This is a genomic window from Galbibacter kalidii, from assembly GCF_026241135.1.
In the GTDB taxonomy this organism is placed as follows: Bacteria; Bacteroidota; Bacteroidia; order Flavobacteriales; family Flavobacteriaceae; genus Galbibacter.
On the sequence record NZ_JAPFGA010000001.1, the window covers coordinates 165,306 to 191,565 of the forward strand.

Genomic DNA, 26,260 nt, shown 5'->3' on the forward strand with positions numbered 1-26,260 from the left:
TTATTTTTAGGGCAAATTATATTGTTTTGAAAAAAATAGGCATTATTTGTTTGTTGGTATTGATTTCCTGCGGAAAGGAAAAATTCGAACCACATAATTATACTGAAGTTTTTGTTGATCAGGTGTATAGTGATTCGGTTAGCATCAGGGCGATTACCCTCATGGATGGAAATCTGGGTTTTGCCGGGTCTAAAAATACCTATGGGATTTACAATGCTGCCCAGAAAAGTGTGGTCACCCAACAGATGGAACAGGATTCCTTGGCCATGGAATTCAGGGCGGTTGCCAGCACAAATACCGATTTTTACATGTTGACGGTCGCTAGTCCGGCCTTGTTGTACAAAACAGGGGATCAGGGAAAAATGGAACTAGTATATCGGGAAGAGCATGAAAAGGTGTTTTACGACGCCATGGAGTTTTGGAACAATCAGGAGGGTATTGCCATGGGCGATCCTACCGATGGTTGCCTATCGGTTATTGTAACCCGTGACGGAGGGCAGCACTGGAATAAACTCTCCTGTGATGTTTTACCTGAGGGTGTTGAGGGAGAAGCTGCTTTCGCCGCCAGTGATACCAACATAGCTGTTGTTGGTGATCATACGTGGATTGTAACCGGAGGGAAAAAAGCGTGTGTTTTTTATTCCCCTGACAAGGCTGTGACATGGCAAATTTTTGAAACGCCAATAATACAGGGTGAGCCGACACAAGGCATCTATTCGGTAGATTTTTATGACAAGGACAACGGTTTTATCATCGGGGGTGATTATACGAAGCCGAATGGGAATACTGCTAATAAAGCCATAACCAGTGACGGGGGTAAAACTTGGCAGCTGGTAGGCCAAGGGCAAGATCCCGGATATCGATCTTGTGTACAATACCTGCCGGGGAGAAAAGCAGAGGAATTGGTAGCTGTAGGATTTAAAGGGATTTCGTTTTCAAATAACAAAGGGAAAGATTGGAAACAAATTTCCGAAGAACCATTCTATACTATCCGATTTATAAATGACAGTACGGCTTTTGCTGCCGGGAAGAACCGTATTGCTAAATTGACTTTCCGATAGAATTTAGTATTTGGAATTTGTTTTTTTGCCAACTACCAACTGATTTCAGTCTTTTTTATCATGGGATGCTTTACGAAGTCTGCGTAAGAGTTCCCTGTTGAAATCGTGTTCCAGTTTTTTCAAGTGAATGATTTTTTTGGCGGAGATGATACCGTCCAATTTCTTCACCAACTCCTTATCGTTTTTCAAAAGGTTTTCATCAATGGTTTCTATTTCCCGGATTAAGGATTTCGCTTTAGCTTCAGAAAGTGAGCTCAAGTTTTCGTTTGAGAGTTGATGTTTTATTATCCCTTTGTACTGTACATATTTCAGCTGAAATAATTTTTCTTCATATTCATTATAGATAGGCCAAAATTTTTGTGCTTCTTCTGTAGTTAAGTGAAGATTTTCAGTTAAATAAGCAATTTTCAGTGATTTTATATGATCCCTCTTGCTCTTTTTCTGTGCTTCAACATGGATAAAGCAACCGAGCATTAGTATCAGGAGAATATATTTTTTCATCATTTTGTTTTTTTATTGTTCATTATCGGATGACTCATCATAGTAAGGATCCATATTAGTATTGCTCAGGTAATCTATGATTTCATTCTCGTCGATGGATTCTGCAAAGAGAACATTATCGAGCGGTACATCGTTGAAGGTTTCTACAATATCATAGGAATTTGGCGTAAAATATCCTTCTTCGATATAGGTGTCTATTTCTGAAATGGCTAATGTTTCAAATCCACTTGTTCCGTTTTGTGGGTTATTTTTAAAGACAAACAAACCAATAATGAACAAGGCGGCTATTCCGGCAGCAGGTAAGGCCCATTTTCTGAATTCATGCAATGAAATAACCTTAGTTTCCTGTCTTTGTATTTTGCTGTCCAGCCTTTGCTGAAAAGTTTTAAAATAGTTGTCGGGAACTTTAAAACCTTCCTGATTAGGGATAAATTGATCGGCTTTTATTTTTTCAGATAAACGATCGTCAAATTCCGAGAAATAATCCTTCGGAACTTTAAAACCATCTTTTTTAATATCTGTTAATTTTTGTTTCATTGTTATTTAGACCTATTTTTTTTAAAAAGGTTTAATGGGTTTACTCATTCTGTTGTCAAATAACGTTCTATTTTTTTTACCGCATGGTGATACGAAGCTTTTAAACCTCCCACAGAGGTATCCAAAACGGTCGAAATATCTTCGTATTTCATATCCTCAAAATATTTCATATTAAAAACCAAGCGCTGTTTTTCCGGTAGGGTTGCAATGGCTTTTTGTAGCTTCAACTGAATTTCCTCGCCTTCAAAATAAACATCGGCCCTGAGGTTTTCTATCATGGATGCTTGTAATTCCTCATCAGAAATTTGGGATTCCCTGGCTCTTTTCTTTAAAAAACTCAGCGATTCATTGGTTGCAATGCGATACATCCATGTGTAGATGGAGCTATCCTCATTAAAAGACTGTATATTTTTATAAATTTTGACAAAAGTGTTTTGTAAAACATCATCTGTATCATCGTGATTCATCACAATGCGTCGAATGTGCCAATACAAACGCTCCTTGTATGTGGATACAAGTTTTTTGAATGCCCGCTCTTGAGTACCACGGTTTTTCAGGTCTTTGATTAAAGTGTCTCCCTGCAATGAATGTCTTTGTTTACAAATGTTAGACTCTAATTTATGAAAAAAGTTTTATCCCACTGTGGATGCTAGTCTTCAAAGAGGTTAATTAATCTCAACAGTTGGGTAATGTTTTACCTCAAAGTTCAATGAATTGGCGATAAAACAATATTCGCTGGCCTTGTGATGAAGCTTTTTGGCAAGATCAATTTTGTCTTTTTCCACAATTTTGACTATCGGATGTAAGATAACTTCAGTAAAATGACCTTTACCATTACTTTCTTCAACCATAACTCCTTCCGCAGTGTCATGATAACTTACAACCATTATCTTGGCTTGTGAACAAAAATGTAAATACCAAAGCATGTGGCAGGAAGAAATAGAAGAGAGAAACATATCTTCCGGGTTGTGTTTGGTGGGGTCACCACGGAAGGCAGGATCTGCTGAACCTTCTATAACTGCTTTATTGTTTACCACAATCCGGTGTGATCTTTCATAGCTTTTGTAGTTTGTCGTTCCTTCACCGGTATTTCCGGTCCATTCTAGGGATAACTTATAATGATGTTTGCGTTCCATCAATCAAAAATACAAAGGAATATGTAGAGAAGACATAAATCATAACATTTTATGTTCCATTCGTCGAGAATATGTAATTTTAAATTTGATTTTGAGATGGTAAATAATTTTTAACAGATGAAAGATATAGTTTTATGTACTTTGGCATTGCTGAGCAGTTTGTCATTATTCGCACAACACAAAGAGACATTCACCTATGCAGTCAAAGGAGGGGAGAGTTTGAAAATGGATGTTTACTCCCCTGAAAAGATAGCAAAAGACCAAAAACTACCGGTGTTGTTGTGGATTCATGGCGGTGGGTTTTCCGGTGGGTCAAGAGATAATAAAAACGAAGTGGAGTTGTGCAAATATGTCACTGGGAAAGGTTATATCGGGGTTTCTATTTCCTATCGCTTATTGCGAAAAGGAACAACCACGGCATTTGGATGCGATTGTACTAAAGAAGAGAAACTGGAAACTTTTAAACAAGCGACAATCGATTATATGGATGCTGCTGAGTATCTGGTAAAATACGCTGATGAATTACAAATAGACACTACTAAAATTATTGCCGGAGGGAGTAGTGCAGGTGCCGAAACGGTGCTCAGTGCAGTTTTTATGAAGGAATATTATATAGATGAAGCCAATAAATATAGCGATATCAACTTCGCTGGTATTTTCTCTTTGGCAGGGGCTATGATAAATGCAGATTATATCACAAAGGAAAATGCAGTGCCGGGAGTGTTTTTCCACGGAACGGATGATAATTTGGTACCTTTTGCTAATGCGCCGCACCATTATTGTGAGAAAGACAAAGCGGGGTATTTAATGTTGGACGGATCAGCAGTGATTGCTGAGAAATTGGAAAAACTGGAAATGCCGTATTATTTTCAGGTGGTTAAAAATGCTAAACACGAGGTTTCGGGAATTCCATTTACTGCATTGGATGAGGTCTTTGGATTTTTTGATCGGACACTTTTTAAAAACGAAATTGTGCAAACCAAAGTGATAAGCACCAAATAGTAGCGAAGAATGACACTCAAAACAGCGGAGCGACAATTAGTATTGGACCATATTGATTTATTGGCCGAAGGGCATAGTATACTCAAAGATATTAAACTGAAAATAGTTAATGGGCAAGCCATGGCCATTACCGGAAGATCGGGGAGTGGCAAAACTTCACTGGCCAAGATCATTTCCGAAGCGATAAAACCCTCTTCAGGAACACTTGAGAACCCGTTTAAAACAGTGTTTGTTAGCCAACAAGATTATTTCAGTGAACTCGCAGGTTTGGCGAGTACCTATTACAGTAAGCGTTATGAATTCCATGAGTACGAAAAGCAAATGGGGGTAGGAGAATACTTGGCTCAGGTGAACCACAAATGTCAATACACCGATTTGCATTTGGAAGAGGTTCCGATCCTGGAAACTTTTCAGATAAAGCATTTGCTAAGCAGTAACTTGATGCAATTGAGCAATGGTGAAAGAAAGCGATTGCAGTTGGTACAGGCCTTTTTTGAGCGGCCGGAAATGCTGATTATGGATCAGCCGTTCACGGGTTTGGATGTTGATTCCCGAAAATTGCTGACAAAACATTTACAAAAAGTATCCTCAATGGGAGTCACATTGGTTCTGATCTGCGGAATTGGTGAAATCCCCGATTTTATTAAAAAGGCCATCACTTTGGAAAAAGGGGAAATTGTATATCAAGGTACTCCTTCCACAATTTCCGACGTAATTATTTCTGAAGAAAGTATCAATAGTGAGATTGATGTAGATGCTCTTTTTCATAAGTCTGAGGATGCACATGAGACGATCATTAAAATGAAGGATGTCAATGTGAGTATGAAAGAAAAACCTATCCTGAAAGCCATCAATTGGGAAGTAAAATCCGGGGAGTGTTGGGCGCTTTTGGGACATAACGGTGCCGGAAAATCAACTTTATTGAGTTTGGTAACGGCTGATAATCCGCAGGGATACACCAACGATCTTACCTTGTTTGGACGAAAAAGGGGAAGTGGCGAAAGTATTTGGGACATCAAAAAGAAGATTGGGTTTTTATCACCTGAATTACATCTGTATTTTATGCGGGGAAAAGGTGTATTGAACACCGTTCCCGGAATGCAAGCTGACATCCCTGTGTATAGTACTATCAGTTGTTTGGATGTGATTATCTCCGGATTTAATGATGAGGTGGGGACGATTTCTATTCCGTCTGAAGGACAAATAGAATTGGCAAAAAAATGGTTGGAACTGGTAAAACTGTCCCATTTAGAAGATGTTTTGTTTGTACACGCGTCCTTGGGGGAACAACGCGTATTACTTTTACTGCGGGCATTGATAAAATCTCCTGCTTTGTTGATCCTTGACGAACCCAGTCAGGGAATGGATGCCCAACAGGTAGACTATTTCAAAAAATTATTGGATCACATTTGTAGTTCGAGACATATCACCATGGTTTATGTGTCTCACCGTAAGGAAGAGATTCCCGATGTTGTGACTAAAGTACTCAGACTAGAAAATGGAAGCGTAATCTAATTTTGATTGCACAGGTGTATGGCCCATCTGCTTTGCAGTTGTCCGAACTTTTTCACCTCTTTTCGCAATAATTCCAAAAACTCCTTACCGTGTTCATGGTTGAGCTCCAATTTTTCACAATAGTGCAACAAAGCTGCTGTTGTTTTTTCAAGTGAAGAAACCGACTGCATTTTTACAGCAGGATCGGCTGTACTTTCGGCTATGGCAATTTTAGGAGCCAAACCCAGGGAAGCCATGATCAATTTATCAGAGAACTGATCAGCAACAAAAGAAGAGCGATTGAGTTCCAAAATACTTTTATCTCCCCTTAAATAGTTGGAAATTTGTCTACTGAGTTTAAAAATGTGTATCGCCTTTCTGTAAATGGGCGATTTGCTCACATTTCTTTTTTTGTGGCGATAGGATTGGTAATTCTTTTTCATCAAAGCTTCTTTTTTCAAAATTACTACAGAATAAGCAAAGGTTTATTTTGATTTTAAAGTGAAAGTCGTATTTTACAATAAAAAATACGGCATTAATCTTATTTTGATTTAAAAATGAAAACAGATAAACTTAACTGGGATATTTTGAAGCTTTTACAACAAAATGCACGCTATACCAATGCAGAAATCGGAAGGAAAATAGGATTGTCATCACCAGCAGTTGCAGAGCGGATCAAAAAGTTGGAAGACCTCGGGGTGATTAATGGATATAGGGCAGAGGTGAGCCATATCGAAACCGGGTATCAGTTAAAAGCATTTGTGAGTTTACGTGCTTTTATGGGGAAATTGAAACCTTTTTTGGAGAAGGTAGTGGAGTTTAAAGAAGTACTGAACTGCTATCGTATCACAGGAAATGAAAATTTGTTGATGGAAGTGGTTTTATCCGATCAATTTCACTTGGAAGAGTTTATCGACAAGCTGATTACCTATGGTGAGGTACGTACTCATATCGTACTTTCCAATGTGGTGGAGAATAATCCTATTGGGAGGAAGTTACCGAGATAGAAATATAAAGTACGTTAGCCCCGATAGTTATCGGGATACGAAGGTAGAAGTAATACTGTTTATTTTTTAGGCAATGTGAAAAAGAAACTCGTTCCACTGGCTAATGTAGAGGTGATGGATAGTTTTCCGTTATTTTTATCTATCATTTCTTTGCAGAGTTTCAGCCCAAGACCGGTTCCTTTTTCATTATTAGTGCCGTAAGTTGAGTTGAAATGTGTTTTTTTATAAAGGATGTTGTCGATATCTTTCTGGTTCATGCCAATTCCACTGTCTTTTATTTCAACCTGAAATGAATCTTCTTTTTCTGTGGCGAGAATGGCGATAGCACCGTTTTCGGGGGTAAATTTAATGGCATTGTCAATCAGGTTTCTAAAAACCAAGGTAATCTGGTCAGCATCAACATATACAATAGTATCATCTTGAATCTTGTTGGTGATATTGATATGTTTTTTGAGTGCTAATTCATTAAGTAATTTCAAGGTTTCGTCACTTATTTGTTTCAAATCAATCTTTGAAGGGCGGGTAATGGCTCCACTTTTCATTTGAGCTTGTCCCCAAACCAGTAAGTTGTTCAGTGTAAAGGAAATATTTTTTACCTGCTCACTTAAATTGGATGTGAATTGCATAAAATCATCAGCATCTATTTCATTGTTTTTCAGCAGATCGATCAATGAATTTAAAGAAGCGATAGGCGTCCGCAAATCGTGAGCTATAATGGAAAAGAGTTTATTTTTTGTATCGTTGAGCTCTTCTAATTCATTTTCCCTCTTTTCCAGATCGGCATTCTTTTTAGCGAGGAGATTGTTCAGTTTTTTTTCCAGTTTTCTACTGCGTTGTGTAAAAAACAATACGGTAAGCAAGATGATTACTCCACCGCTGGATAAATAGATCAACAGACGTTGTTTGTTGAGCTTTTTTTCATTCCCCAGCACCAGTTGGTTTTCCTTTTCAATATAATTCATTTGAGCCTCGTGGGCAGCCAAACCTTTGGTGTTGTCGCTGTTGAAAATACTATCGGTGTAATTTTTGAATTGCTCGTGATAAGTCAAGGCTTTTTCATAGTCCCGGGTTTGTTTGTAGATATAGGAGAGGATTTCAGCGCTTTGCTTTATTTCTTCAAATGAATTTAATGCTTTGCCAGCGGTTAATGCTTCTTCGGCATAGGTTTTTGCGAGATCAAATTCATTCAGGTGGCAATACGCTTCGGCAATCCCATTCAGTAAAGAGGTTTTTCCTCTGGGATCATCAATTTTTTCATAGAGCGAGAGCGATTCCATAAAAGTTTTCAAGGCTTCTTCGTGCCGCTCCGTTTCGACAAACAATTTTGCTTTGACCATCAAAGCAAAAGCTAACCAGTCATTATACCCCAACTCTTTGAAAATGGAAATACTTTTTTCAATATTCTCAAACCCTTTATCAAATTCTTTTACCCTCAGTTGAAAATCAGCCAAATTACTCAAGGTTTGCCCCTGAGCCAGAACATGACCTGTTTGTTCATTGATCTTTTGGGTTTTTTCAAGGAGGTTTAATGCTTTATGATATTCTTTTTGAGTACCGTAGGTGAGCCCGAGGTTTTCATAGGCCATTCCCAGGTATAAAAGCTCATCTTTTGTTTTGTCTTTTGCTTTTTCACCAATGTTGATGGCTGTTAGACTAGCTTCAACAGAATTTTTGATGTCCCCGTCATAATCATAAAAAATAGAGAGACTGTTGTAGCATGTCAGTATATATTGCAGATTGTTTATTTCCAGGGCTTTTTCAAGTGCTTTTTTGACCAGGGGAATTGACTTTTTATATTCGCCAAGTTCACTGTAATAAAATCCTAAATTATTATTTGCTTCAATAATACCTTTGGGATAATCAATTTCGTTTGCCAATTGTAGGGACTTTTCTGCATATAGCTTTACCGTATCGTTGTTTACGTAGTAATGCCATTGAGCATAAGCATTAAGCAGATTGATGTATGCAGTATCTTTTGTCTTCCCGGGAATATTCCTAAAACGCTCAATCTCTTTGGAAAGGCTGTCTATTTTCCGTGTTTGTCCATAGGCAAGATTGCCAAAAAGCAGACATAACAGTAAAATATAAAGTAGTTTAAACTTCATTTAGGGACTAATATTGCTGCAAAATTTAATATAAATTCCATTAAATGGGCTATTTTTTCGATGTTCTGCTCGAAAATGTGTTAAGTTCTATTTGAAAATATCTATTATTTTGTTGATGTTTAAAAGTTGATCACAATCTCACTCCTAATCCATGTTCTTCAATTTTTTCAGCTTTGCTTTCCACAAATTAAGATCTTCTACGTGTTTTTCTATATTTTTTTGAACCTCTTTTACTATCGGGTTTGATTCATCGGCATTGATAAACTGAAGGTTGTTTTCCAATTGACGTATTTCTGATTTCACCTCGTCAATCTTTCTTCTGATATATATTCTTTCGTTACTGATTAACGAATCATTGTCTGAATTGGCCAATTGATCCAGTTTGTTGCCATATTTGATAAGTTCAGCCTTTTGTTTGTCAAGATCCAGCTTTTTGAACAGGGCATCCAAAATTTTATTGAACTTACCCTCGATATTCTTTTTGTTGTACGGAACCCTACCTATTTTTTTCCAATCGGCAATAAAACTTTTTATTTGCTCAAGGTCTTTTTCCTTGTCGCCCGACAGTTGATATTCTTTTAAATCATCCAAAAAGGCTTTTTTCTGTTCAAAAGCATCCATTTCTTCTTTGAAATGTTCGTTCTTTCTGGCGTGAAGTCTGTCAAAATAATGATTACAAGCCGTTTTGAATCTGTTCCAAATCTTGTCGGAATGCTTTCTGGGCACATGACCTATCTTTTTCCAGTCAGCTTGTATTTTTTTCATGATAGGAGTGGTGCTGTCCCAATCATCACTGTCTTTCAGGGATTCGGCCGTGTTAACCAGCTCCATTTTCTTATCAAGATTCTTTTGTTGCTCCTTTTTCAGGTTTTTGTAATAGGCATTTTTATTTCGGTTGAATTTCCGTACCGTTTCTTTAAAAGATGCCCAGGTTTGTTCATTCACTTTGTAGGGAACCCTTCCGGCATTGAAAAAATCCTCCCGCAGGGCTTCCACTTCCTTGATCTGTTTCTGCCATCCACTATGGTTACTGGCAGGTTTTAGGGTGATAATCTCGATCTTTTTGATGATGTCCTGTTTTACAACCAGATTAGCTTCATGAATGGCATCCTGATTTTTAAAATATTCCTGACGCTTTTGATGGATTGCCTTGGTTGCGGCACTAAATCGGTTCCAAATATCTTCGCGGTGTTCGCGGTCAACCGGACCAAGATCTTCTTTCCATTTTTTGTGAAGTAATTGCAACTCTCTAAAAGCTTTGTTTACATCCCTTATTTCGGCGAGGGCTTCTGCCTGTGTTATAAGTTTTTCTTTCTCTTCCAGGTTGTGTTTAAAGTCTAAGTCACGCAAATCTCTGTTGAGATCCAGGAAGTCATAAAAAATTTCCACATGATGATGGTAAGTGCGCCAAACATCGTTGTAGTTTACTCGAGGAACAGGTCCTGCGTTACGCCAGCGGTCTTGCAACTCCTTGAAGTGCTTATAGGTGTCGTTGATGTTTTCTTCAACATTGATAAGCCCTTTCAACTCTTCAATAATTTCCAATCTGTTTTCCAAACTGGATTTTAAGCGATGTTCTAGATTTTTGTAGTATTGGTTGCGTTTGTCTTTGTATTCAGAATAGACCGTGTTGAAACGCTTTTTGGTAGCCGAGGTGTAGTTGAAATCAATCTCATTGCCGCCATCGTTTATAAAATCTTCTTTTTTCTGTTCGAGTAGCTCTTGATATTTTAAATCGAATTCAGATTTAATCTGATCGACATGATTTTTAATGGCTTGAATTTTTTCTTTTCTGACCAGCTTTTCAAGTTCATCGACCAATTTGTCCATACTTATGGCATGGTAGTCGAGCATAGGGATCTTATGCCTGTCCTTATGTCCGTCATCTTCAGCATCTTCAGCATTCGATTCGTCGATCTCATCCTGTGGATCATCTTCCTCTCCTTCTTTTTCTGAAGTGGGATGCTCATTTTCTTCATCTTTTGAGGCCGGTGAAGCAGCGGTTTCTTTGGTTTCTACTAGGGATGTGTCTTTATTAGTATCATTCTCACTTCCATCTGCAGCCGGCTGCAGGTTATCGTCTTTTTCTGCTAACATTTCTATAAATGTTTAAGGTTCATCAATGCTTTGGACTTGAAAGATACTAACAAGTATGAAATTAGCCAAGTTTTTAAAGGTTTCAGCGCGAAATATTTACGTGGAGTAGTAGGGCTATCTGGTTGTTAAGCTACAAAACTCAATAAATAGCCCAATAAAGCCCCACCAATCACTGTCCACATGGAATTTACTTTTTTAAGGCCAAAGAGTAAGCCTATACTGATGAGGGCGATAACAATTGCTTTCCAATCGGTTAGGGTGTCTTTACTCATTTCAATCAATACGGCTATCATAACGGCTACTGCTGCGATATTCACACAGTCGAGGAAATAACCGAGTAGTTTGGATTGCCTCATTTTTGGAACAAGCGGGTTGAGCACCAAAACAAAAAGAAAAGAAGGGAGGAATATTCCCAATGTAGCCATAATAGCTCCCCAAAACCCGGTCATTTGATATCCGATAAAAGTTGCGGTTGATAACACAGGCCCGGGCGTGAACTGACCAACAGCTACCGCATCGATGAGTTCTTGTCTCGTGAGCCAACCTTTGGTCACTAATTCAGCATCAAGATAGGCAAAAAGCACATAACCACTTCCGTATAAAACGGCACCCACTTTAAGGAAGGTCCAAAACACTTTTAGGGTGGTTACAGTCGTGACGCTCGCTGTAGAAACCTGAAGCAATAGCAATGGAGAAATAGTTTTTAAGTTAGCTGAAAGCTTGTATCGTGTGTAGAAATACAAGGCACCGATAATACCTGCACTTAAAAGTGCAATAACTTCATTGACTCCCAGCAGGCTTACGATAAGGACAAGGGCTCCTAAAACACCAAGCTCCCAACTTTTTAAGGCTTTTTTACCCAATCTTAAAATTGCTGAAGCGATAATAGCCAACACAGCAGGTTTTATACCAAAAATAAAAGGTTCCACTTGTGGTAATTGTCCATATTCGGCATAAAGCCATGCAAAAACTCCGGTAATAACCACCGCCGGAAAAACAAAAGAGATACCGGCAACAAAGAGGCCGGGAATCCCGCCACGTTCGTGTCCACAGTGCATGGTCATTTCAGTTGAATTGGGACCGGGGATTAAATTGGTGGCGCCTATCAAGTCCAAAAAATGTTGCCTGTCCATCCACTGTCGTTTGTTTACAACCTCTTCCTCCATCATGGCAATATGAGCTGCAGGCCCGCCAAAGGAGATACAACCTAATTTGAAAAAGAGTAGGGCAATTTCTTTTAAGTGTATTGTCATTTTTTATTCAGTTTCACGGTGGTTTTGTCGGGTTAGCCATTTGTCGATAGACCAGAGACCTCCTCCTTTTATAAAAAGGAAAATGCTACCGAGAAGCATCGCCCAATCGGTTCTGCTGCTGTGCATCATTTGCCAAAAGCCGTCAATAGATAAGATTTTCATCTTTGTAGTCGCTATGGCTGTAAGCATGATGGTTATAAGCGGAATAGAAGCCAGTCGTGTAAATAGCCCAAGAAGAATGAACAAGCCACATAGAATTTCAAAGAAACCGACAAACGAACTTAAGAAATCCGCAGCCGGGAGACCGATTTTTTCAAATCTTCCCGCACCTCTGACAGCAGGAAATAAAAATTTTTGAATCCCTTCTGAAAGGAAAACCACACTAACCATCAAACGGATAATGAAAGTCGTTGTGGAAGGGTCTGTTTTTAATATTCTTTGAAACATAATGAGGCTTTTGTTTCAATCAAAGATAAATAAAAATTTTGTGGAGGGCTGATGTCTAAAAGCCGAAAAACTAATCATTCCATATCTCCCAAGCTTTTTCTGCTTGCAATTTTAGCATTTTGTGTCCATTTACAGCCGTGGCCCCTTGTTTTTTGGCATGGGCCATAAAGCTGGTTTCAGACGGATTATAAATAAGGTCGTATACCAAGTGTTGATCGCTTAAAAACTCATAGGGAATGGCAGGTTTTTGCTCTACATTTGGAAAGGTGCCCAAGGGTGTACAGTTCACAATTACAGTATATTCAGAAATTACATCTTTGCTCAATTCATCATAAGTAAATCGGTCTTCTTTGGCAGTCCTTGAAACAAATTTAATGTCGATTCCCAATGTTTTTAGTGCATGGGCCACCGCTTTGGAAGCTCCGCCCGTACCGAGGATCAAAGCTTTTTTATGGGATGGTTTTATGAATGGAGCGATCGATTTTTCAAAACCGTGAACATCAGTATTGTATCCGGTGAGTTTACTATCGCTTACTTTTACAACATTTACGGCGCCAATTTCAGCAGCTTTGCTATCCATTTCCGTTAAAAAAGGAATGATAGCTTCTTTATACGGAATAGTAATATTAAACCCGACGAGATTCGTGTTCTTCTGTAAAACCGCTTTTATTTCTTTTATATCCTGAAGGTCAAAATTGACGTAGGAGTGATCATCCAGCCCTAATTCTTTGAATTTTTCAGTGAAATATCCCTGAGAGAAGGAGTAGGAGATGTTTTTGCCTACGAGTCCGAAAAGTTTATCCATTTTTGATCGTTTTTTTACCATACCAGTCCAGTGCCAAAACAATAAGCACCCCTAAAATAATAAATCCGATAGAAATCCAGGTTTGGGTATCTTTTATATGTGGAATGAACCGCTGATAGTTGACGATGATTTTTTCTCCGGCTGAATCTATCATGATTTCGCCTTGAGTGTCTAGTTTGTATATGGTCTTTTTCCACGGCCATACAACGCCTAGTGAACCACCGATAAATCCAAGGATAATGGCAGTGGTGATATATTTAAAATGTTTTAAAACGTAACTCAGCAAATGGGAAAGTGTAACCAGTCCGGTCACAGATCCCAGTGTGAAAACCCCTAAGATTTTCAGCATTTTTATGCGTTCGGAATTCTTTACAAAACTGAAATCCTTGCGAAAAACTTCCGCCAGGGTATCGTATAAAGCATTAACCGAATCAACCAAAAGCAGGACGTAATTTCCCAAAAGAATAAGGATAAAAGAACCGGACAATCCAGGGAGTGTCATTCCTGAAACGCTAATAATTCCGCAGAAAAAAACAAAGATGAGGTTGTCGTTTTGTTTTGCCGGACTAAGAAAACTGAGCGAGATTCCGATAAGCACACCCAAGAGGCAAAACGAAACAGTTTTTCGGTTCCAATGGTCATAATCCTTGGCGATGTAATAAATAGAACCGAGAATCATCCCGAAGAAAGTGGCCCAGACATAGAGCTCGTTTTTTGCGATAAAAAAATCGAGTAATTTGGAAACACTGAAATAGCTCACTAACATTCCGAGGAGAAGCAAACCTAAAAACCGTCCGTTGATGTATCTGTAGAAACTTACAAAGCGACCGTTCAAGATCAATTTCAGGGCTTTAAGGTTGATTTTTTGAAGCGAATAGATAAATTCCTCGTAAAATCCGGCAACAAATGCGACCACACCTCCTGAGACCCCGGGCACCTTGTTGGCAGCACCCATGGCCAATCCTTTTATAAAAAGGAAAAATTTATCGAGAAGTGTTCGCGTTGGCTGCATAAATTTATGCTTTTTTTGTTGCTATTTTTTCAAGCAGAAAGATGACTAAAAAACCGATAAACGCAAAAATTATTGCCCACAATATTTTAGGATCACCTTCATATTTAAACGGGGAGGTGCTTTGGCTTAGTGTAATGGTTTTATCCCCTATCTTTTTTATTTCAGTCACCAGTTTCCACGGCCATATTTTATTGAGCGATCCGAGGATAAATCCGGTCAACACCGCTAGGGTAGTATTTTTGTAATTGTTGAAAAGGAATTTGAGCAGTTTGGAAAAACTCAGGAGGCCAAAAACAGCTCCCAAAGCTATAATTGAAAGGGTCTTGATATCTCGAGTGTTTACAGCACCCAAAACAGTTTCGTAGGCACCTAAGAGTACCAAAATAAAGGCGCCGGAAATCCCGGGTAGTATCATCGCACAAATTGCAAGGGCACCTGCAAAAAACAGAAAAACGTTACCGCCCGATCCGTGTAGGGGAGGGAGGATGGTGATGTAATATGCAACAGCTGCCCCAAGGATGAATCCGATAATGGTGATTGCTTTCCAACGGGTGATTTGTTTACCCACAAAAAAAATACTGGCAATGACAAGACCAAAGAAAAAGGACCAAAGCAAGACAGGTTCGTTCTCCAAAAGCCATTTTAATAGTTTGGCAAGGGATAAGATACTGATGATTATACCGAGAAAAAGGGCAGCCAAAAAATTCCCGTTGATATGTTTCCAGGCCTTTTTGATGCCTTCCTTTCTGAGAATGGAAAAGGTTTCCAGACTGATGTTATTAATAGAAGTTATAAGCTCTTCGTAAATCCCCGAGATAAAAGCGATAGTTCCTCCGGACACCCCAGGAACAACATCGGCAGCGCCCATGGCAATTCCTTTAAGTGTGATGATGAGGTAGTCTAAAAATGATCTTTGCATACTTTGTTCTTAGGCGAACAAAAATAGCAATTTTAAATCGATGAATTTTTAAAACTATGTATTATATTTTTTACGGTTTTTCTGTTGTAAACTCCCGGGAACAATACCTCCATGGTGTCATGTTCTTCATAATTGTGCATTAAGGCATTTTTAAGGTGATATGTGCCTTTTAAAGCGTCGGATGACAGATAATACATTCCCGCCAATCGGTATTCGAGATCTGCGTGTTCCGGATAGAATTCCAAAGCCTGTAACAAGGCGTGAATAGCGCTGTCATATTCCCCAAGTTTTAATAGGATATCAGACCAAGAGATCCATGTTTCCAACTCATAATTGCCCAATTCTATTGTTTTTTGATAAGATAAATCTGCTTCTTCATAAAAATGAAGGAGTTCGTTGATCTTGGCACTGCGTTTCCAATACAACACATTTTCACTATCAATATTGATCGCCTTGTTGATATAATAAAGCGCTTTTTGATAGTTGCGTTGTTTGAAATAAAAATCGGTTATGGCCAACCAACCCTTGTCTAAGAGTGGATCTTCATGAACCGTTCTGTAGTAGAATTTTTTGGCAAGGTCGTAATTGCCCAATTTATCATGACATTTTCCTATTCTCAGATAAGCAAAAGAAGTAGGGTCGTCCAAACCGAGGGTAATCTCATAATTTTCGATGGCCTCGTTATATCTTTTCAAACGTTCCAAGACCCGCCCTTTTTCTAAGTATGCCCCTATAAAAGTGTCATCGGAATAGATAGCGAAATCGAAACTCGAAAGCGCTTCTTTATACATCTTTTTACTTACAAATTGCTTTCCAAGCTGATGCCAGGCCACTTCACAATACGGATTTTGATCCAGATATGAGTTCAGGAAAGTAATGGCACCATCGTAGTCTTCCAAAAAATCAAAACAATAAATCACATTATAAAGCGCCGCATAATCTTGATAATCTTCGTTCAGACATTGAATAAAAGCATCTTTGGCTGATTCATAATCGTCAAGGAACAAATATTCCATTCCGAGGAGGGAATAGATGTCTGAATTGTTATCAGTCATAGATAGCGCTTCGTACAACAGTTCTATGGCTTTTTGATGATTGTCTTGTTTTGAGTAAATGTTAGCTTTTTGAATATAGATCTCTTCATTTGAAACTTCAATAGCTTCAATTTCATTTAGAATGGTTTCCGCTGTTTCAAATCGATTTTCAAAAACCAAAATCTCTACATGCAAGAGCTTGAGTTCTGATGATGTAGGGTGTTGTTGGAGACCGATCTGTATGGCTTTTTTTGCCAAAGCGACCTTTGCGGAATCTAAATAGTGATGAACGATCTGTTGAAAATCCTCTGAATCAAAGAAATAAACATCGTTGGTTTTTAGCATTGATTCAAATTTTGCTAACGGGAGGTTATGGTCTTCGTGAGCACTAAATGGCATAGGCGATGCGTTTTTAGATTTCTACGTTAATAAATTTAGGGTTTGAAGCTTTATAATTGAACCAAAAACCGTATTGTTATTAACAAATTAGTTAACATTATGGTTGTTCCATGCATTCAATAGTTCCAGAATGATGTTGCAACCTTTTTCAATTTCTTCATTGGAAATGGTCAATGGAGGTGTTATTCTAACGGCTTTTGACTCGAAAAGCAACCAAAATAGAATAAGCCCTTTTTTCATGGCTTCTACTACTATAAAATTGGCGATTTCGGGTTTTTCTGTAATCATTGCCAACATTAAACCTTTTCCTCTCATTTCTTTAATCAAAGGGTGTACCAAAAGCGAACGGAAAAGCTTTTCTTTTTTGAGTGTCAGTGCCATTAAATCCGATTCGGTCAACTCTTTAAGGGTAGTCAGTGCGGCGGCGGCAATAACAGGGTGACCCCCAAAGGTGGTGATATGCCCCATTTTAGGCGATTCCTTTAGTAGTGCCATAGTGTCATGAGAAGCGGTAAAAGCCCCAACGGGCATACCGCCGGCCATGCCTTTGCCCATAACGAGTATGTCGGGAGTAATCCCGTAGTTCATAAAACCAAACAGTTTCCCGGTGCGCCCGAATCCTGGCTGTATTTCATCTAAAATCAACAAAGCACCGACTTCTTCACAGCGCTGTTTTACTTTTTTTAGGTAATCGTTCTCAGGTTCGATAAATCCGGCTCCCCCTTGAATGGTTTCTAAAATGACTCCCGCTGTTTCCGTTGTTATCTTTTGTAGGTCAGCCTTATTGTTGAACTCTATAAAACTGATCCCAGGCAGTAACGGACGAAAAGCTTGTTTGCGTTCCTCAAAGTCCATTAAACTCATGGAGCCTTGTGTGTTGCCGTGATAGGCATGTTTTGCTGCAATAAGTTGTCCTCTTCCAGTGGCGCGTTTGGCCAATTTCATGGCACCTTCGATAGCTTCCGTTCCCGAGTTGACTAAATAGGTGGTCTTCAAAGATTCAGGAAGTTGTTTTGCCAGAAGTTTTGTAAACGCTACGGCCGGTTTTTGAATGTATTCCCCATACACCATGACATGCATATAGGAGGCAGCCTGCTCTTGAACGGCTTTTACAACCCGTGGATGGCTGTGACCTAAAGTATTGGCAGAGACCCCTGCGACAAAATCCAAGTATTTTTTTCCGGAGGTGTCATAGATGTACGACCCTTTGGCATGAGATACTTCTACACCCAGCGGACTGGGACCGGTTTGCGCTTGATATTTTAAAAAATCCTCTTTCACTGCTTCGCTTCTTCTTTTGAAGATTTTTTAGGTACAGTAGCTTTGGCTTTTGAAGTGGTTTCCTTGGGTTTGGGCTTTTCCTTTTCCGGTTTTTCTATGGTTTCTTCTTTCGGGGCAAGATTAGGATTGTCTAAGTCGATAGGATTGTTAACGCCTTTTATCACCGGAAGTTCCAGGTTGTTGTCTTCTTCACTGTACAGGTCTTCCTTACTGCGGATCATTTCGTCTCCCCGCCAGTAAAAACCTCTGAATTTACGTCCGTTTACCGGTAATTCATCATCTGGGTAGATATTACCTTCAACATTGATAAAAGATGTGGTATTGTCAATTTCATCATTTTCCAGAGTCATCTGAATGAGCCCGCACTTACGCTTGTCAATCCCTACAAACTCATCATTGTCATTCCAAAGATAGTAGATGAGTTCGGCGTTTTTCACAATATCGACAACCCGCAATTCGTTTTCTTCAAACAAACCATAAAGGGATTTTCCTTTGATCTGGTTGTACCCCTGCTTTAAGGAATCTTTAAATTTCACCCCACTAAGTGAGTCCTTTTGGATAATAAATGCACTTTCCCATACTTTTAAGGAGTCTATCTTTTCTGTTTCCATATCAGATATAATATGGATGCTGTCGCCCGTCATCTGTGTCTCCCCACTCCATAATATCGGCTGGTATGCGGGAATTTTGTTTTCCGGAATGTTTTGGGGTATGGTGGTAATCAGTTGTGTAACGCCGGTCTTTTCGCTGGAATGAATGGAATCAGATTTTCCGCTGAGGTCAGTCTTATAAAAACGGGCATCCCTGTACCCTCTAATGACACGTTCATTTTCCTTTCCGGTAACCATCAGGGTGTCGGCATGGATGTACATAGAATCTTTCTCAAAAAGACTCACAGCAACGGCTCTCTTTGTCACAAGCACCGAGTCTTTCGCCTTGTACACTTCAGCATAATGTCCTCTTAAAACCCCGTTGTTTACAGTATCTATCACTTTGATGTTGTTGGTGGCTGAAGCAAATTCTGTTGCCTTGTCAAAATAAAGACTGTCACCATAGATAATACGGTCACTATAATCTATTCGGGTGTTTTTCACACCATAACCGGTTTCATCCGTGGTGTTGTAATAACCGCGTTCACAATACATTTTGTAATCCTCACCAGTCACTGTTGAAGGCCCATACATATAGGCGTTTTTAGTGCCGGTATAATAGTCCATTCGAGCTGAATTGATCACATAATCAGGATTGGTGATTTTGACATCGCTTTTGAATTCATATTTGTCAATCTCCATATAAAACCTACCCCTGTTGCTTGTCAGGACATTGACACTGTCTTTTACGGTACCAAAATTATCGTAATAAGCTTCTTGGGTATTTCTGTCAAGTTCGAGTTCTTCAGTGGTGAGGGTCATATTGTTATTCCGTAGGACCACTTTTTCTTTGGCGATAGCAATTTTGGTCGTACCATCATATTCCACATATTCACTGTTCATTTTGATGGAATCACCTTGCTGAAAGAACACATTTCCATGGGCTTTAATACGATTGTCTTCTTGATAATAGATGGCGAGATCACACCAAAGGTCAATACCTTGATGTTCAAACTGCACTTGCCTGTCGTCTTTACTGAAAATGGCCGCACCCGGATATTTATTTTCGTCTTTGTTGAAGTCCCCTCCGTGTACAATGGTGATCTCTTTCTTTTCCTGTGCATAGACAGTAGAGGATGTCACAACGAGAATGAGGCAGATATATTTAAATAAGTTGTTCAAAAGCATGGAATTTTGCTCCAAAAATAAAGTTTTTTCGTTTAGTGGGCGGTTTGTTATGAAGAATTTATCAAACATAGATTAAGTGCGTTATCGTAGAATAAAATAAATGATAATGAAATGAAAATTTATTTTTTGTGAATTAGCTATTAGTAAAAAAGCATGCTTTTACATAAATGATTCATATTATAAAGGTGTATGAATTTAAAATTTAAGAAAAATTAAGCTTTTTTAACAAAAAATTATTGTTTAGTATAGATTCTTAACATTTATTTTTTACATTCGCCGGAGTTAATCTCAAACTAAATTCATAATGAAAACAAAGTTACATGTATTTCTAATGCTTATTACAGCATTGATTGTGCAGTTTACTTTCGCACAAGAAAAAACCGTGACAGGAGTGGTAACCGATCAAGATGGTTTACCATTACCTGGAGCGAATGTGGTGGTGAAAGGAACTACCAATGGAACACAAACAGACTTTGATGGGAATTATTCCATCAAGGCCAACGCAGGAGACATTTTGGTGTTTTCTTTTGTTGGGCAAAAAACAGAAGAGCGTACCATAGGTGCTTCCAGTACTATTGACATTTCACTTGCGCAAGATGCGCAAGCATTGGATGAAGTGGTTGTGACTGGATTGGGAATCAAAAGGGAGAAAAAAGCTCTTGGATATTCACAACAATCCGTAGGTGGAGACCAATTGGTTCAGGCTAGGGAAACCGATGTTGCCAATGCACTTGCAGGTAAAATATCCGGGGTGCAGATCGTAGGTAACAGTAGTTCTACCTTCGGGCAATCCAGTATTAGATTAAGAGGGAATGATGATCTTTTGTATGTTGTGGATGGTATTAGAATCTATTCATCAAGTGATATCAATACCGATAATGTGGCTGATATATCAATTCTTAAAGGTGCATCGGCAACCGCTATTTATGGTCCTGAAGGAAGAAATGGAGTTGTGATTATAACTTCAAAACAAGGAACACCTGGGGCAGCAAAATTTGAGATAGATCACTCTTTGGCAATGAACACAGTATCTGCTTTACCTGACTTTCAAAATGAATATGGCGGTGGTTATAGTCAAGAATTTAATGTTTTTAATTATGACCCCGCTACAGATCCTGCATCATGGGCTTCGTTCGACGGAGATTTATACCCTGATTTTTGGGCTGATGAAAGTTGGGGGCCGAGATTAGACGGACAAATGATTAGGCATTGGGACAGTTGGATTCCAGGAACACCTGAGTTTGGGGAAAAGCGAGCTTGGACTCAATCGCCTAACGATGTAAGAAGTTTTTACGATACAGCTCTGACAACTAACACCACACTGGCTTTTTCTAAAGCCGGGGAAAAGTACAACGTTAGAAGTACAGTGTCTTATATAGATCAAAACGGGGTGATACCTAATTCGGGGAATAAATCGACTAAAATTTCGATTAATGCAGTTTATAATGCCACTGAACGGTTGAAATTTATTGCTAACCTTAATATAGAGGATAGGGATAGGGTAAACAATCCAGATCAAAATTACGGGAACCTAGGATCTAACTTTAATCAGTGGTGGCAAAGACAGCTTGACTTTAATAGGTTACAAAACTACGTTCGTAATGCACAGGTAGTTTCCTGGAATATTCGTGGGCCTAGAGATCCGAGACCACTTTATTGGGATATGCCTTATTTTCATTCTTATGAAAATGAAAGACATTGGTCTAAAAACACTTATTTTGGAAAAGTTGGAATTCAATATGAGATCAATGATCAACTGAGTTTTAATTTTGACGTTAGAAAAACTTTCCATTCCTGGATGGAAGATGACAGGGCGACAACCATTAGTTTGTTAGACCCTGCATGGTATGATGAGTTTCACCAAAGACATGAAAGACAAGATTTCTTTGCTATGCTTAACTATAGCAACCGTTTTATGAACGATAACTTAGATGTTGATGTTTCTGTAGGTGGAGAAAAGGTAGAAAAAGATTGGAGAAGACTTTATGCGACTACCAATGGAGATTTGACCATTCCTGATTTTTATAACCTATCCGGTTCTCAGGATCCTATAACAGCAGTAAATAGAAGAGAACAAGAAAAAAGAGATGCCTTGTTTGCAAAAGGGTCGATAGGTTATAAAGGCACCTTGTATTTAGATGGTTCTTATAGGATGGACTGGTCTTCAACGGCAAGAGCTGAAGCTAACCGAGTGGATACTTACGGAGCTTCATTGAGTTTCTTAGTGCACAACATCCTTCCTGATAATGACTTTTTATCTTTTGCCAAGCTTAGAGGGGGATTTGCAAGTGCTCCATTTTTCCCGGATCCTTATTTAACAAAGAATGTGTATAATGTAAATGCATTGTACCAAGGATATGGGCGTCTTTCGGTATCAAACAATCAGGAGAACCCGATTTTAGAAGGAGGTATTAGGGATGAAATTGAAGTAGGAGCTGAATTACAGTTTCTTAGAAATCGAATTGCACTAGATTTGACATACTTTAATAGAGTAGACAAAGGTCTTCCTATCAATGTGCCACTGGATGGTGCCACAGGTTATTCAAACATTACCGTTAACAGTGGAAAACAAACCACTAAAGGATATGAACTAGCTCTGGTTGGTGATGTTATAGCTTCTGAAAATGTAACTTGGTCACTTGGAGTGAACTTTGCTACTTTAGAACGCGTAGTTGATGAATTATACCCGGGGATTGATGCCAGGGATTTAAGTACATATACCTCAAACATGAGGCTACAGGAAAGAGTAGGAGAAGAATGGGGACTTTTTTACGGAACCGGATTTGCTACTGATGATAACGGAAACATTATGTTTACCGAAAATGATGGTGTTTATTATTACAGTATTCAACAGAATAAATTCTTAGGATCTTTACTACCTGATTTTACTGGAGGTATTACTTCGAATTTACAGTACAACAACATTTCTTTGGCTCTTGGATTCGATTTTCAAAAAGGAGGAAAATACTACTCGAGAACAGAGCGGTATATGGATCACTCCGGTCTTACTTCTTATACTGCCGGGTTGAACGATTTGGGTAATCCAAAAAGGGATCCTGTTAATGAAGGTGGAGGAGAGCATGTTGTTGGAGTTTTACAAACAGGTACTGATGATGCCGGAAACCCAATCAGTGATGGTACCGTGGTTGACGCTTATGTAGACCCACAAGAATTGTACAATTCAGGTAATTTGGGTAATATCTATGAGAACAACCTTCACGATGCTACTTATATAAAATTACGAACTGTTCGATTGACCTATAATTTCCCTGAGGATGTGGTGAAAAAGTTGAGCCTCTCAGGAGCTTCATTAGGATTATTTGGTAACAATCTTTGGCTGATAGATTCTGATATGAAATGGGTTGATCCATCGGAGTTGGAAAAACGAAGTGAGATCAACTGGGCTGAATCAGGTACTTTACCTATGACCAGAACAATAGGTATGAATCTAAAGTTAACTTTTTAAAAAAAATCACATGAATAACTTAATTAAAAAAATAGGATTGATTGCGTGTCTCGCTGTAGTATACAGTTCGTGTGACAATATCGATTACGAGGACACTAATGAGAACCCCAACGGACCAACTGCTGCGGTTACTTCACAGTTGTTGGCGAATGCACTTTCTAATATCCCGGACATTGTTGTAGATGAAACTCCTATTATATATATGCAACATATAACGGAGGGGCAGTATCCGGGAGCTTCCAGATATACAGGTTTGACCTATAGTTATGATGGGTGGTACATAGGCCCCCTGCAGGATTTGAATAGGGTTATAGAACTCAATGAAGACCCGAGGACTGCCGAAGAGGCTCTGGCTTATGGGTATAACGACAACCAGATAGCAGTTGCTAAATTGGTTAGAGCATACTTTTTACATTATATGACCGATCGATGGGGAGCACTTCCTTGGACAGAGGCATTTATGGGGATTGAAAACCCACAGCCTAAATTTGATACCCAAGAAAGTATTTACGATTATCTATTTGCTGAAATCGAAGAATCCTTACAGTTAATTTCCCCCGGAGAGTCTGGGCCAAGTGGAGACTTTTTCTTAGGAGGAGATATGGGAAAATGGGCGTCATTTGCCAATAATCTTAAAATGACTATGGCGTTGCGTATTTCAGATGTAAAACCAGGTCTGGCTCAAACCAAATTTGAGGAAAGCGTAGCCTCAGGATTATTAGTGATGTCCAATGCTGATAATATAGAATATAACTACGGTACAGATGATGCTAGTGATAGTCCGTGGATGGATAACTTTAGAACACGGGAAGATTATATCCTTTCCAGAACTATGATAGAGTCGTTACGTGAGAATCAGGATCCAAGATTGTTTGAATATGCCGAACCGGCAAGGGATAGTGTTTCTCCGGTTACTAACTTCCCCGACGGATCCGATGAGCCTTATGTAGGTGCTCCTAATGGTACAGTTAACGGGAATGTTCCAAGTTACTCCTTTATCAGAAATGAAATTATTTATGAACCGGATTATCCATCACCTATTTACACGGCCGCTCAGGTCAAATTTGCTTTGGCTGAGGCTGCAGGAAAAGGATGGAGTGTAGGAGGAAGCGATGCCGCTACCTTGTATGAAGAAGCAATAACAGCTTCCATGGAATATTGGGGAGTAGAAGCTGCAGATATTGATAGTTACATCGCAGCTCATCCTTATGGTGGTATTGAAGACATCGCCTACGAAAAGTGGATAGCCTTGTATTTGAATGGACCCGAGACTTGGGCTGAGTGGAGGAGGTTAGATGCTCCTTATTTAGAGCCTTCAGAAAATGCCAGTGACCCGAGAATTCCGGTGAGACATGCTTACGATGCTTCTATTGCCGATAACAATAAAGCGAACTATGATGAAATGATATCCTTCCAGGGACCGGATAATTTACACACTAAATTATGGTGGGATGTAAATTAACTTTGGAATAAAATAAGAATATAATTGTTCTCACTTTTATAGCTTCATAAAGCTCTATGAGATTTTTCTTGTAGGGCTTTATTTTTTTGTTGAGTGTTATAAATAATTTGTTTGAAGGGAATAAGAAAGCCGATTGATTTGTGATAACCAATCGGCTTTTTAATGTTGTTTATACGGAGAGAAACTACCTATGAATAGTCTGTGTCCTATCCGGACCTACAGATACGATCTTGATAGGAACATTCAGTTCTTTTTCAAGGAAGTCGATGTATTTGTTTAAAGCTTCAGGAAAATCCTTTTCGCTGCTTATTTGGGTCAGGTCTTTATCCCAACCATCAATTTCGGTATAAACGGGAGTTATATTTTCCGCTTCAATATTGTATGGTAAATGTTTAATAGTTTCACCTCTGTAGTTGTAGGCAGTGCAAACTTTCAGTTTTTTAAACCCACTTAAAACATCGGCTTTCATCATCATAAGTTGTGTAACGCCATTTACTTGAACGGCATACCGCAAGGCTACCAAATCGAGCCACCCACATCTTCTCTTTCTTCCGGTGGTAGCACCAAATTCTTTTCCTACACGCCCAATAGTGTCTCCATCTTCATCAAAAAGCTCGGTAGGGAAGGGGCCACTACCCACTCGGGTGGTGTAAGCCTTAAAAATTCCAAAAACCTCGCCTATTTTTCCCGGAGCAATCCCCAAACCGGTACAAGCTCCTGCTGCGGTGGTATTGGATGAGGTTACAAAAGGGTATGTCCCAAAGTCGATATCGAGTAACGAACCTTGTGCGCCTTCGGCAAGAATAGATTTTCCATTTTGTTGCGCTTGGTGAATGTACTCTTCACTATCGATAAAAGTAAGGGTTTTAAGTACTTTAACCGCTTTAAAAAATTCGGCTTCCAACTCATCCAAATTGTATTGAATATCTACATTGTAAAAGTTGATCATGGCTTCGTGCTTATCAGCCAGCATACGGTATTTTTCTTTCCAGTTTTCCAGTTCGAGATCCCCTACGCGGATTCCGTTTCTTCCGGTTTTGTCCATATAAGTAGGACCAATTCCTTTTAAGGTCGAACCTATCTTTGCTTTTCCTTTGGAAGCTTCAGAAGCAGCATCCAGAAGTCGGTGTGTGGGAAGGATAAGGTGTGCCTTTCTGGAAATCAATAGTTTTGACTTGATGTCAATATTGAATTTCTCCAGATTTTCCAGTTCTTTTTGAAAGATCACGGGATCGATAACAACCCCATTCCCAACGATATTGATTGCATTCTCGTGAAAAATCCCGGATGGAATGGTGTGTAAAACATGTTTTATACCGTCAAATTCTAAGGTGTGTCCTGCATTGGGACCTCCTTGAAAACGGGCAATAATATTATAATCTTTGGTGAGGACATCTACGATTTTACCTTTTCCTTCATCTCCCCATTGTAATCCTAGTAGTAAATCTACTGCCATTGTCTGTA

The 26,260-nt window shown here is 39.0% G+C and carries 22 protein-coding genes; 6 read left to right on the forward strand and 16 right to left on the reverse strand.

Going from position 1 to position 26,260, the window contains the following annotated elements; all coding sequences use genetic code 11:
* Positions 1–26 precede the first annotated feature (26 nt).
* Positions 27–1,061, forward strand: coding sequence for a WD40/YVTN/BNR-like repeat-containing protein (locus tag OOZ15_RS00730; RefSeq protein ID WP_265953739.1), 1,035 nt, complete (start codon positions 27–29; stop codon positions 1,059–1,061).
* A gap of 45 nt (positions 1,062–1,106) precedes the next feature.
* Here OOZ15_RS00730 and OOZ15_RS00735 read toward each other — a convergent pair whose 3' ends face one another.
* The 4 genes from OOZ15_RS00735 to OOZ15_RS00750 all read right to left on the reverse strand — a co-directional run bounded on the left by OOZ15_RS00735 (position 1,107) and on the right by OOZ15_RS00750 (position 3,235).
* Entirely contained in the window at positions 1,107–1,562 is a 456-nt protein-coding gene (locus tag OOZ15_RS00735) for a hypothetical protein (RefSeq protein ID WP_265953740.1), read from the reverse strand.
* A 12-nt stretch (positions 1,563–1,574) separates the two neighbouring features.
* Positions 1,575–2,099, reverse strand: a complete 525-nt coding sequence (locus tag OOZ15_RS00740; protein ID WP_265953742.1) for a hypothetical protein — start codon at positions 2,097–2,099, stop codon at positions 1,575–1,577.
* Positions 2,100–2,143: 44 nt separating this feature from the next.
* Complete coding sequence (locus OOZ15_RS00745) at positions 2,144–2,683, reverse strand: RNA polymerase sigma factor (protein ID WP_265953743.1); 540 nt, start codon at positions 2,681–2,683, stop codon at positions 2,144–2,146.
* Between the two features lie 81 nt (positions 2,684–2,764).
* Positions 2,765–3,235 (reverse strand): OsmC family protein, encoded by a 471-nt coding sequence (locus OOZ15_RS00750; RefSeq protein ID WP_265953744.1) that lies wholly within the window; start codon positions 3,233–3,235, stop codon positions 2,765–2,767.
* Between the two features lie 117 nt (positions 3,236–3,352).
* Between OOZ15_RS00750 and OOZ15_RS00755 the strand changes: the two genes are divergently transcribed.
* A complete protein-coding gene (locus tag OOZ15_RS00755) occupies positions 3,353–4,237 on the forward strand; it encodes an alpha/beta hydrolase (RefSeq protein WP_265953745.1) in 885 nt (294 codons plus the stop codon).
* A gap of 9 nt (positions 4,238–4,246) precedes the next feature.
* Positions 4,247–5,752, forward strand: coding sequence for an ATP-binding cassette domain-containing protein (locus tag OOZ15_RS00760; protein ID WP_265953746.1), 1,506 nt, complete (start codon positions 4,247–4,249; stop codon positions 5,750–5,752).
* Here the strand turns inward: OOZ15_RS00760 and OOZ15_RS00765 are convergent.
* Entirely contained in the window at positions 5,749–6,174 is a 426-nt protein-coding gene (locus tag OOZ15_RS00765; RefSeq protein WP_265953748.1) for a hypothetical protein, read from the reverse strand. The genes OOZ15_RS00760 and OOZ15_RS00765 overlap by 4 nt on opposite strands.
* A 114-nt stretch (positions 6,175–6,288) precedes the next feature.
* On the opposite strand from OOZ15_RS00765, the gene OOZ15_RS00770 reads away from it, so the two are divergent.
* The gene (locus OOZ15_RS00770; RefSeq protein ID WP_265953749.1) at positions 6,289–6,738 is read left to right on the forward strand and encodes an Lrp/AsnC family transcriptional regulator; all 450 of its coding nucleotides are present in this window, start codon (positions 6,289–6,291) and stop codon (positions 6,736–6,738) included.
* Positions 6,739–6,797: 59 nt separating this feature from the next.
* Here the strand turns inward: OOZ15_RS00770 and OOZ15_RS00775 are convergent, their stop codons facing one another.
* From OOZ15_RS00775 to OOZ15_RS00820, 10 genes are all read right to left on the reverse strand, one after another.
* Positions 6,798–8,843 (reverse strand): tetratricopeptide repeat-containing sensor histidine kinase, encoded by a 2,046-nt coding sequence (locus OOZ15_RS00775; RefSeq protein WP_265953750.1) that lies wholly within the window; start codon positions 8,841–8,843, stop codon positions 6,798–6,800.
* A 144-nt stretch (positions 8,844–8,987) separates the two neighbouring features.
* The gene (locus tag OOZ15_RS00780) at positions 8,988–10,940 is read right to left on the reverse strand and encodes a DUF349 domain-containing protein (RefSeq protein WP_265953751.1); all 1,953 of its coding nucleotides are present in this window, start codon (positions 10,938–10,940) and stop codon (positions 8,988–8,990) included.
* A 125-nt stretch (positions 10,941–11,065) separates the two neighbouring features.
* The gene (gene chrA, locus OOZ15_RS00785) at positions 11,066–12,193 is read right to left on the reverse strand and encodes a chromate efflux transporter (RefSeq protein WP_265953752.1); all 1,128 of its coding nucleotides are present in this window, start codon (positions 12,191–12,193) and stop codon (positions 11,066–11,068) included.
* Positions 12,194–12,196: 3 nt separating this feature from the next.
* Complete coding sequence (locus OOZ15_RS00790; RefSeq protein WP_265953754.1) at positions 12,197–12,640, reverse strand: DoxX family protein; 444 nt, start codon at positions 12,638–12,640, stop codon at positions 12,197–12,199.
* Positions 12,641–12,710: 70 nt separating this feature from the next.
* Positions 12,711–13,445 (reverse strand): shikimate dehydrogenase family protein, encoded by a 735-nt coding sequence (locus OOZ15_RS00795; RefSeq protein WP_265953756.1) that lies wholly within the window; start codon positions 13,443–13,445, stop codon positions 12,711–12,713.
* Positions 13,438–14,457, reverse strand: a complete 1,020-nt coding sequence (locus OOZ15_RS00800) for a DUF368 domain-containing protein (protein ID WP_265953758.1) — start codon at positions 14,455–14,457, stop codon at positions 13,438–13,440. Before OOZ15_RS00800 ends, OOZ15_RS00795 begins: the two co-directional genes overlap by 8 nt.
* A gap of 4 nt (positions 14,458–14,461) precedes the next feature.
* Positions 14,462–15,376, reverse strand: a complete 915-nt coding sequence (locus OOZ15_RS00805) for a polyprenyl-phosphate transporter (protein WP_265953760.1) — start codon at positions 15,374–15,376, stop codon at positions 14,462–14,464.
* A gap of 32 nt (positions 15,377–15,408) precedes the next feature.
* Positions 15,409–16,809: a tetratricopeptide repeat protein gene (locus OOZ15_RS00810; protein WP_265953762.1), complete on the reverse strand. Its 1,401-nt coding sequence runs from the start codon at positions 16,807–16,809 to the stop codon at positions 15,409–15,411.
* 87 nt (positions 16,810–16,896) lie between these two features.
* Positions 16,897–18,090: an aspartate aminotransferase family protein gene (locus OOZ15_RS00815; protein ID WP_265953764.1), complete on the reverse strand. Its 1,194-nt coding sequence runs from the start codon at positions 18,088–18,090 to the stop codon at positions 16,897–16,899.
* A complete protein-coding gene (locus OOZ15_RS00820) occupies positions 18,087–19,868 on the reverse strand; it encodes an OstA-like protein (RefSeq protein ID WP_265954074.1) in 1,782 nt (593 codons plus the stop codon). The genes OOZ15_RS00815 and OOZ15_RS00820 overlap by 4 nt, the downstream gene beginning before the upstream one ends.
* Before the next feature lie 304 nt (positions 19,869–20,172).
* On the opposite strand from OOZ15_RS00820, the gene OOZ15_RS00825 reads away from it, so the two are divergent.
* Together OOZ15_RS00825 and OOZ15_RS00830 are read left to right on the forward strand one after the other, a co-directional pair.
* Positions 20,173–23,334, forward strand: a complete 3,162-nt coding sequence (locus OOZ15_RS00825; protein WP_265953766.1) for a SusC/RagA family TonB-linked outer membrane protein — start codon at positions 20,173–20,175, stop codon at positions 23,332–23,334.
* 10 nt (positions 23,335–23,344) lie between these two features.
* A complete protein-coding gene (locus OOZ15_RS00830) occupies positions 23,345–24,796 on the forward strand; it encodes a SusD/RagB family nutrient-binding outer membrane lipoprotein (protein ID WP_265953769.1) in 1,452 nt (483 codons plus the stop codon).
* Between the two features lie 184 nt (positions 24,797–24,980).
* Here the strand turns inward: OOZ15_RS00830 and OOZ15_RS00835 are convergent, their stop codons facing one another.
* The gene (locus OOZ15_RS00835) at positions 24,981–26,252 is read right to left on the reverse strand and encodes an adenylosuccinate synthase (protein WP_265953770.1); all 1,272 of its coding nucleotides are present in this window, start codon (positions 26,250–26,252) and stop codon (positions 24,981–24,983) included.
* Positions 26,253–26,260 lie beyond the last annotated feature (8 nt).

Coding starts and splice junctions, on each gene's coding strand:
- OOZ15_RS00735 (WP_265953740.1), bottom strand. CDS start 1,562: ATGAAAAAATATATTCTCCTGATACTAATGCTCGGTTGCTTTATCCAT.
- OOZ15_RS00740 (WP_265953742.1), bottom strand. CDS start 2,099: ATGAAACAAAAATTAACAGATATTAAAAAAGATGGTTTTAAAGTTCCG.
- OOZ15_RS00750 (WP_265953744.1), bottom strand. CDS start 3,235: ATGGAACGCAAACATCATTATAAGTTATCCCTAGAATGGACCGGAAAT.
- OOZ15_RS00755 (WP_265953745.1), top strand. CDS start 3,353: ATGAAAGATATAGTTTTATGTACTTTGGCATTGCTGAGCAGTTTGTCA.
- OOZ15_RS00760 (WP_265953746.1), top strand. CDS start 4,247: ATGACACTCAAAACAGCGGAGCGACAATTAGTATTGGACCATATTGAT.
- OOZ15_RS00765 (WP_265953748.1), bottom strand. CDS start 6,174: ATGAAAAAGAATTACCAATCCTATCGCCACAAAAAAAGAAATGTGAGC.
- OOZ15_RS00770 (WP_265953749.1), top strand. CDS start 6,289: ATGAAAACAGATAAACTTAACTGGGATATTTTGAAGCTTTTACAACAA.
- OOZ15_RS00775 (WP_265953750.1), bottom strand. CDS start 8,843: ATGAAGTTTAAACTACTTTATATTTTACTGTTATGTCTGCTTTTTGGC.
- OOZ15_RS00780 (WP_265953751.1), bottom strand. CDS start 10,940: ATGTTAGCAGAAAAAGACGATAACCTGCAGCCGGCTGCAGATGGAAGT.
- chrA (WP_265953752.1), bottom strand. CDS start 12,193: ATGACAATACACTTAAAAGAAATTGCCCTACTCTTTTTCAAATTAGGT.
- OOZ15_RS00790 (WP_265953754.1), bottom strand. CDS start 12,640: ATGTTTCAAAGAATATTAAAAACAGACCCTTCCACAACGACTTTCATT.
- OOZ15_RS00795 (WP_265953756.1), bottom strand. CDS start 13,445: ATGGATAAACTTTTCGGACTCGTAGGCAAAAACATCTCCTACTCCTTC.
- OOZ15_RS00800 (WP_265953758.1), bottom strand. CDS start 14,457: ATGCAGCCAACGCGAACACTTCTCGATAAATTTTTCCTTTTTATAAAA.
- OOZ15_RS00805 (WP_265953760.1), bottom strand. CDS start 15,376: ATGCAAAGATCATTTTTAGACTACCTCATCATCACACTTAAAGGAATT.
- OOZ15_RS00810 (WP_265953762.1), bottom strand. CDS start 16,809: ATGCCATTTAGTGCTCACGAAGACCATAACCTCCCGTTAGCAAAATTT.
- OOZ15_RS00820 (WP_265954074.1), bottom strand. CDS start 19,868: ATGCTTTTGAACAACTTATTTAAATATATCTGCCTCATTCTCGTTGTG.
- OOZ15_RS00825 (WP_265953766.1), top strand. CDS start 20,173: ATGAAAACAAAGTTACATGTATTTCTAATGCTTATTACAGCATTGATT.
- OOZ15_RS00830 (WP_265953769.1), top strand. CDS start 23,345: ATGAATAACTTAATTAAAAAAATAGGATTGATTGCGTGTCTCGCTGTA.
- OOZ15_RS00835 (WP_265953770.1), bottom strand. CDS start 26,252: ATGGCAGTAGATTTACTACTAGGATTACAATGGGGAGATGAAGGAAAA.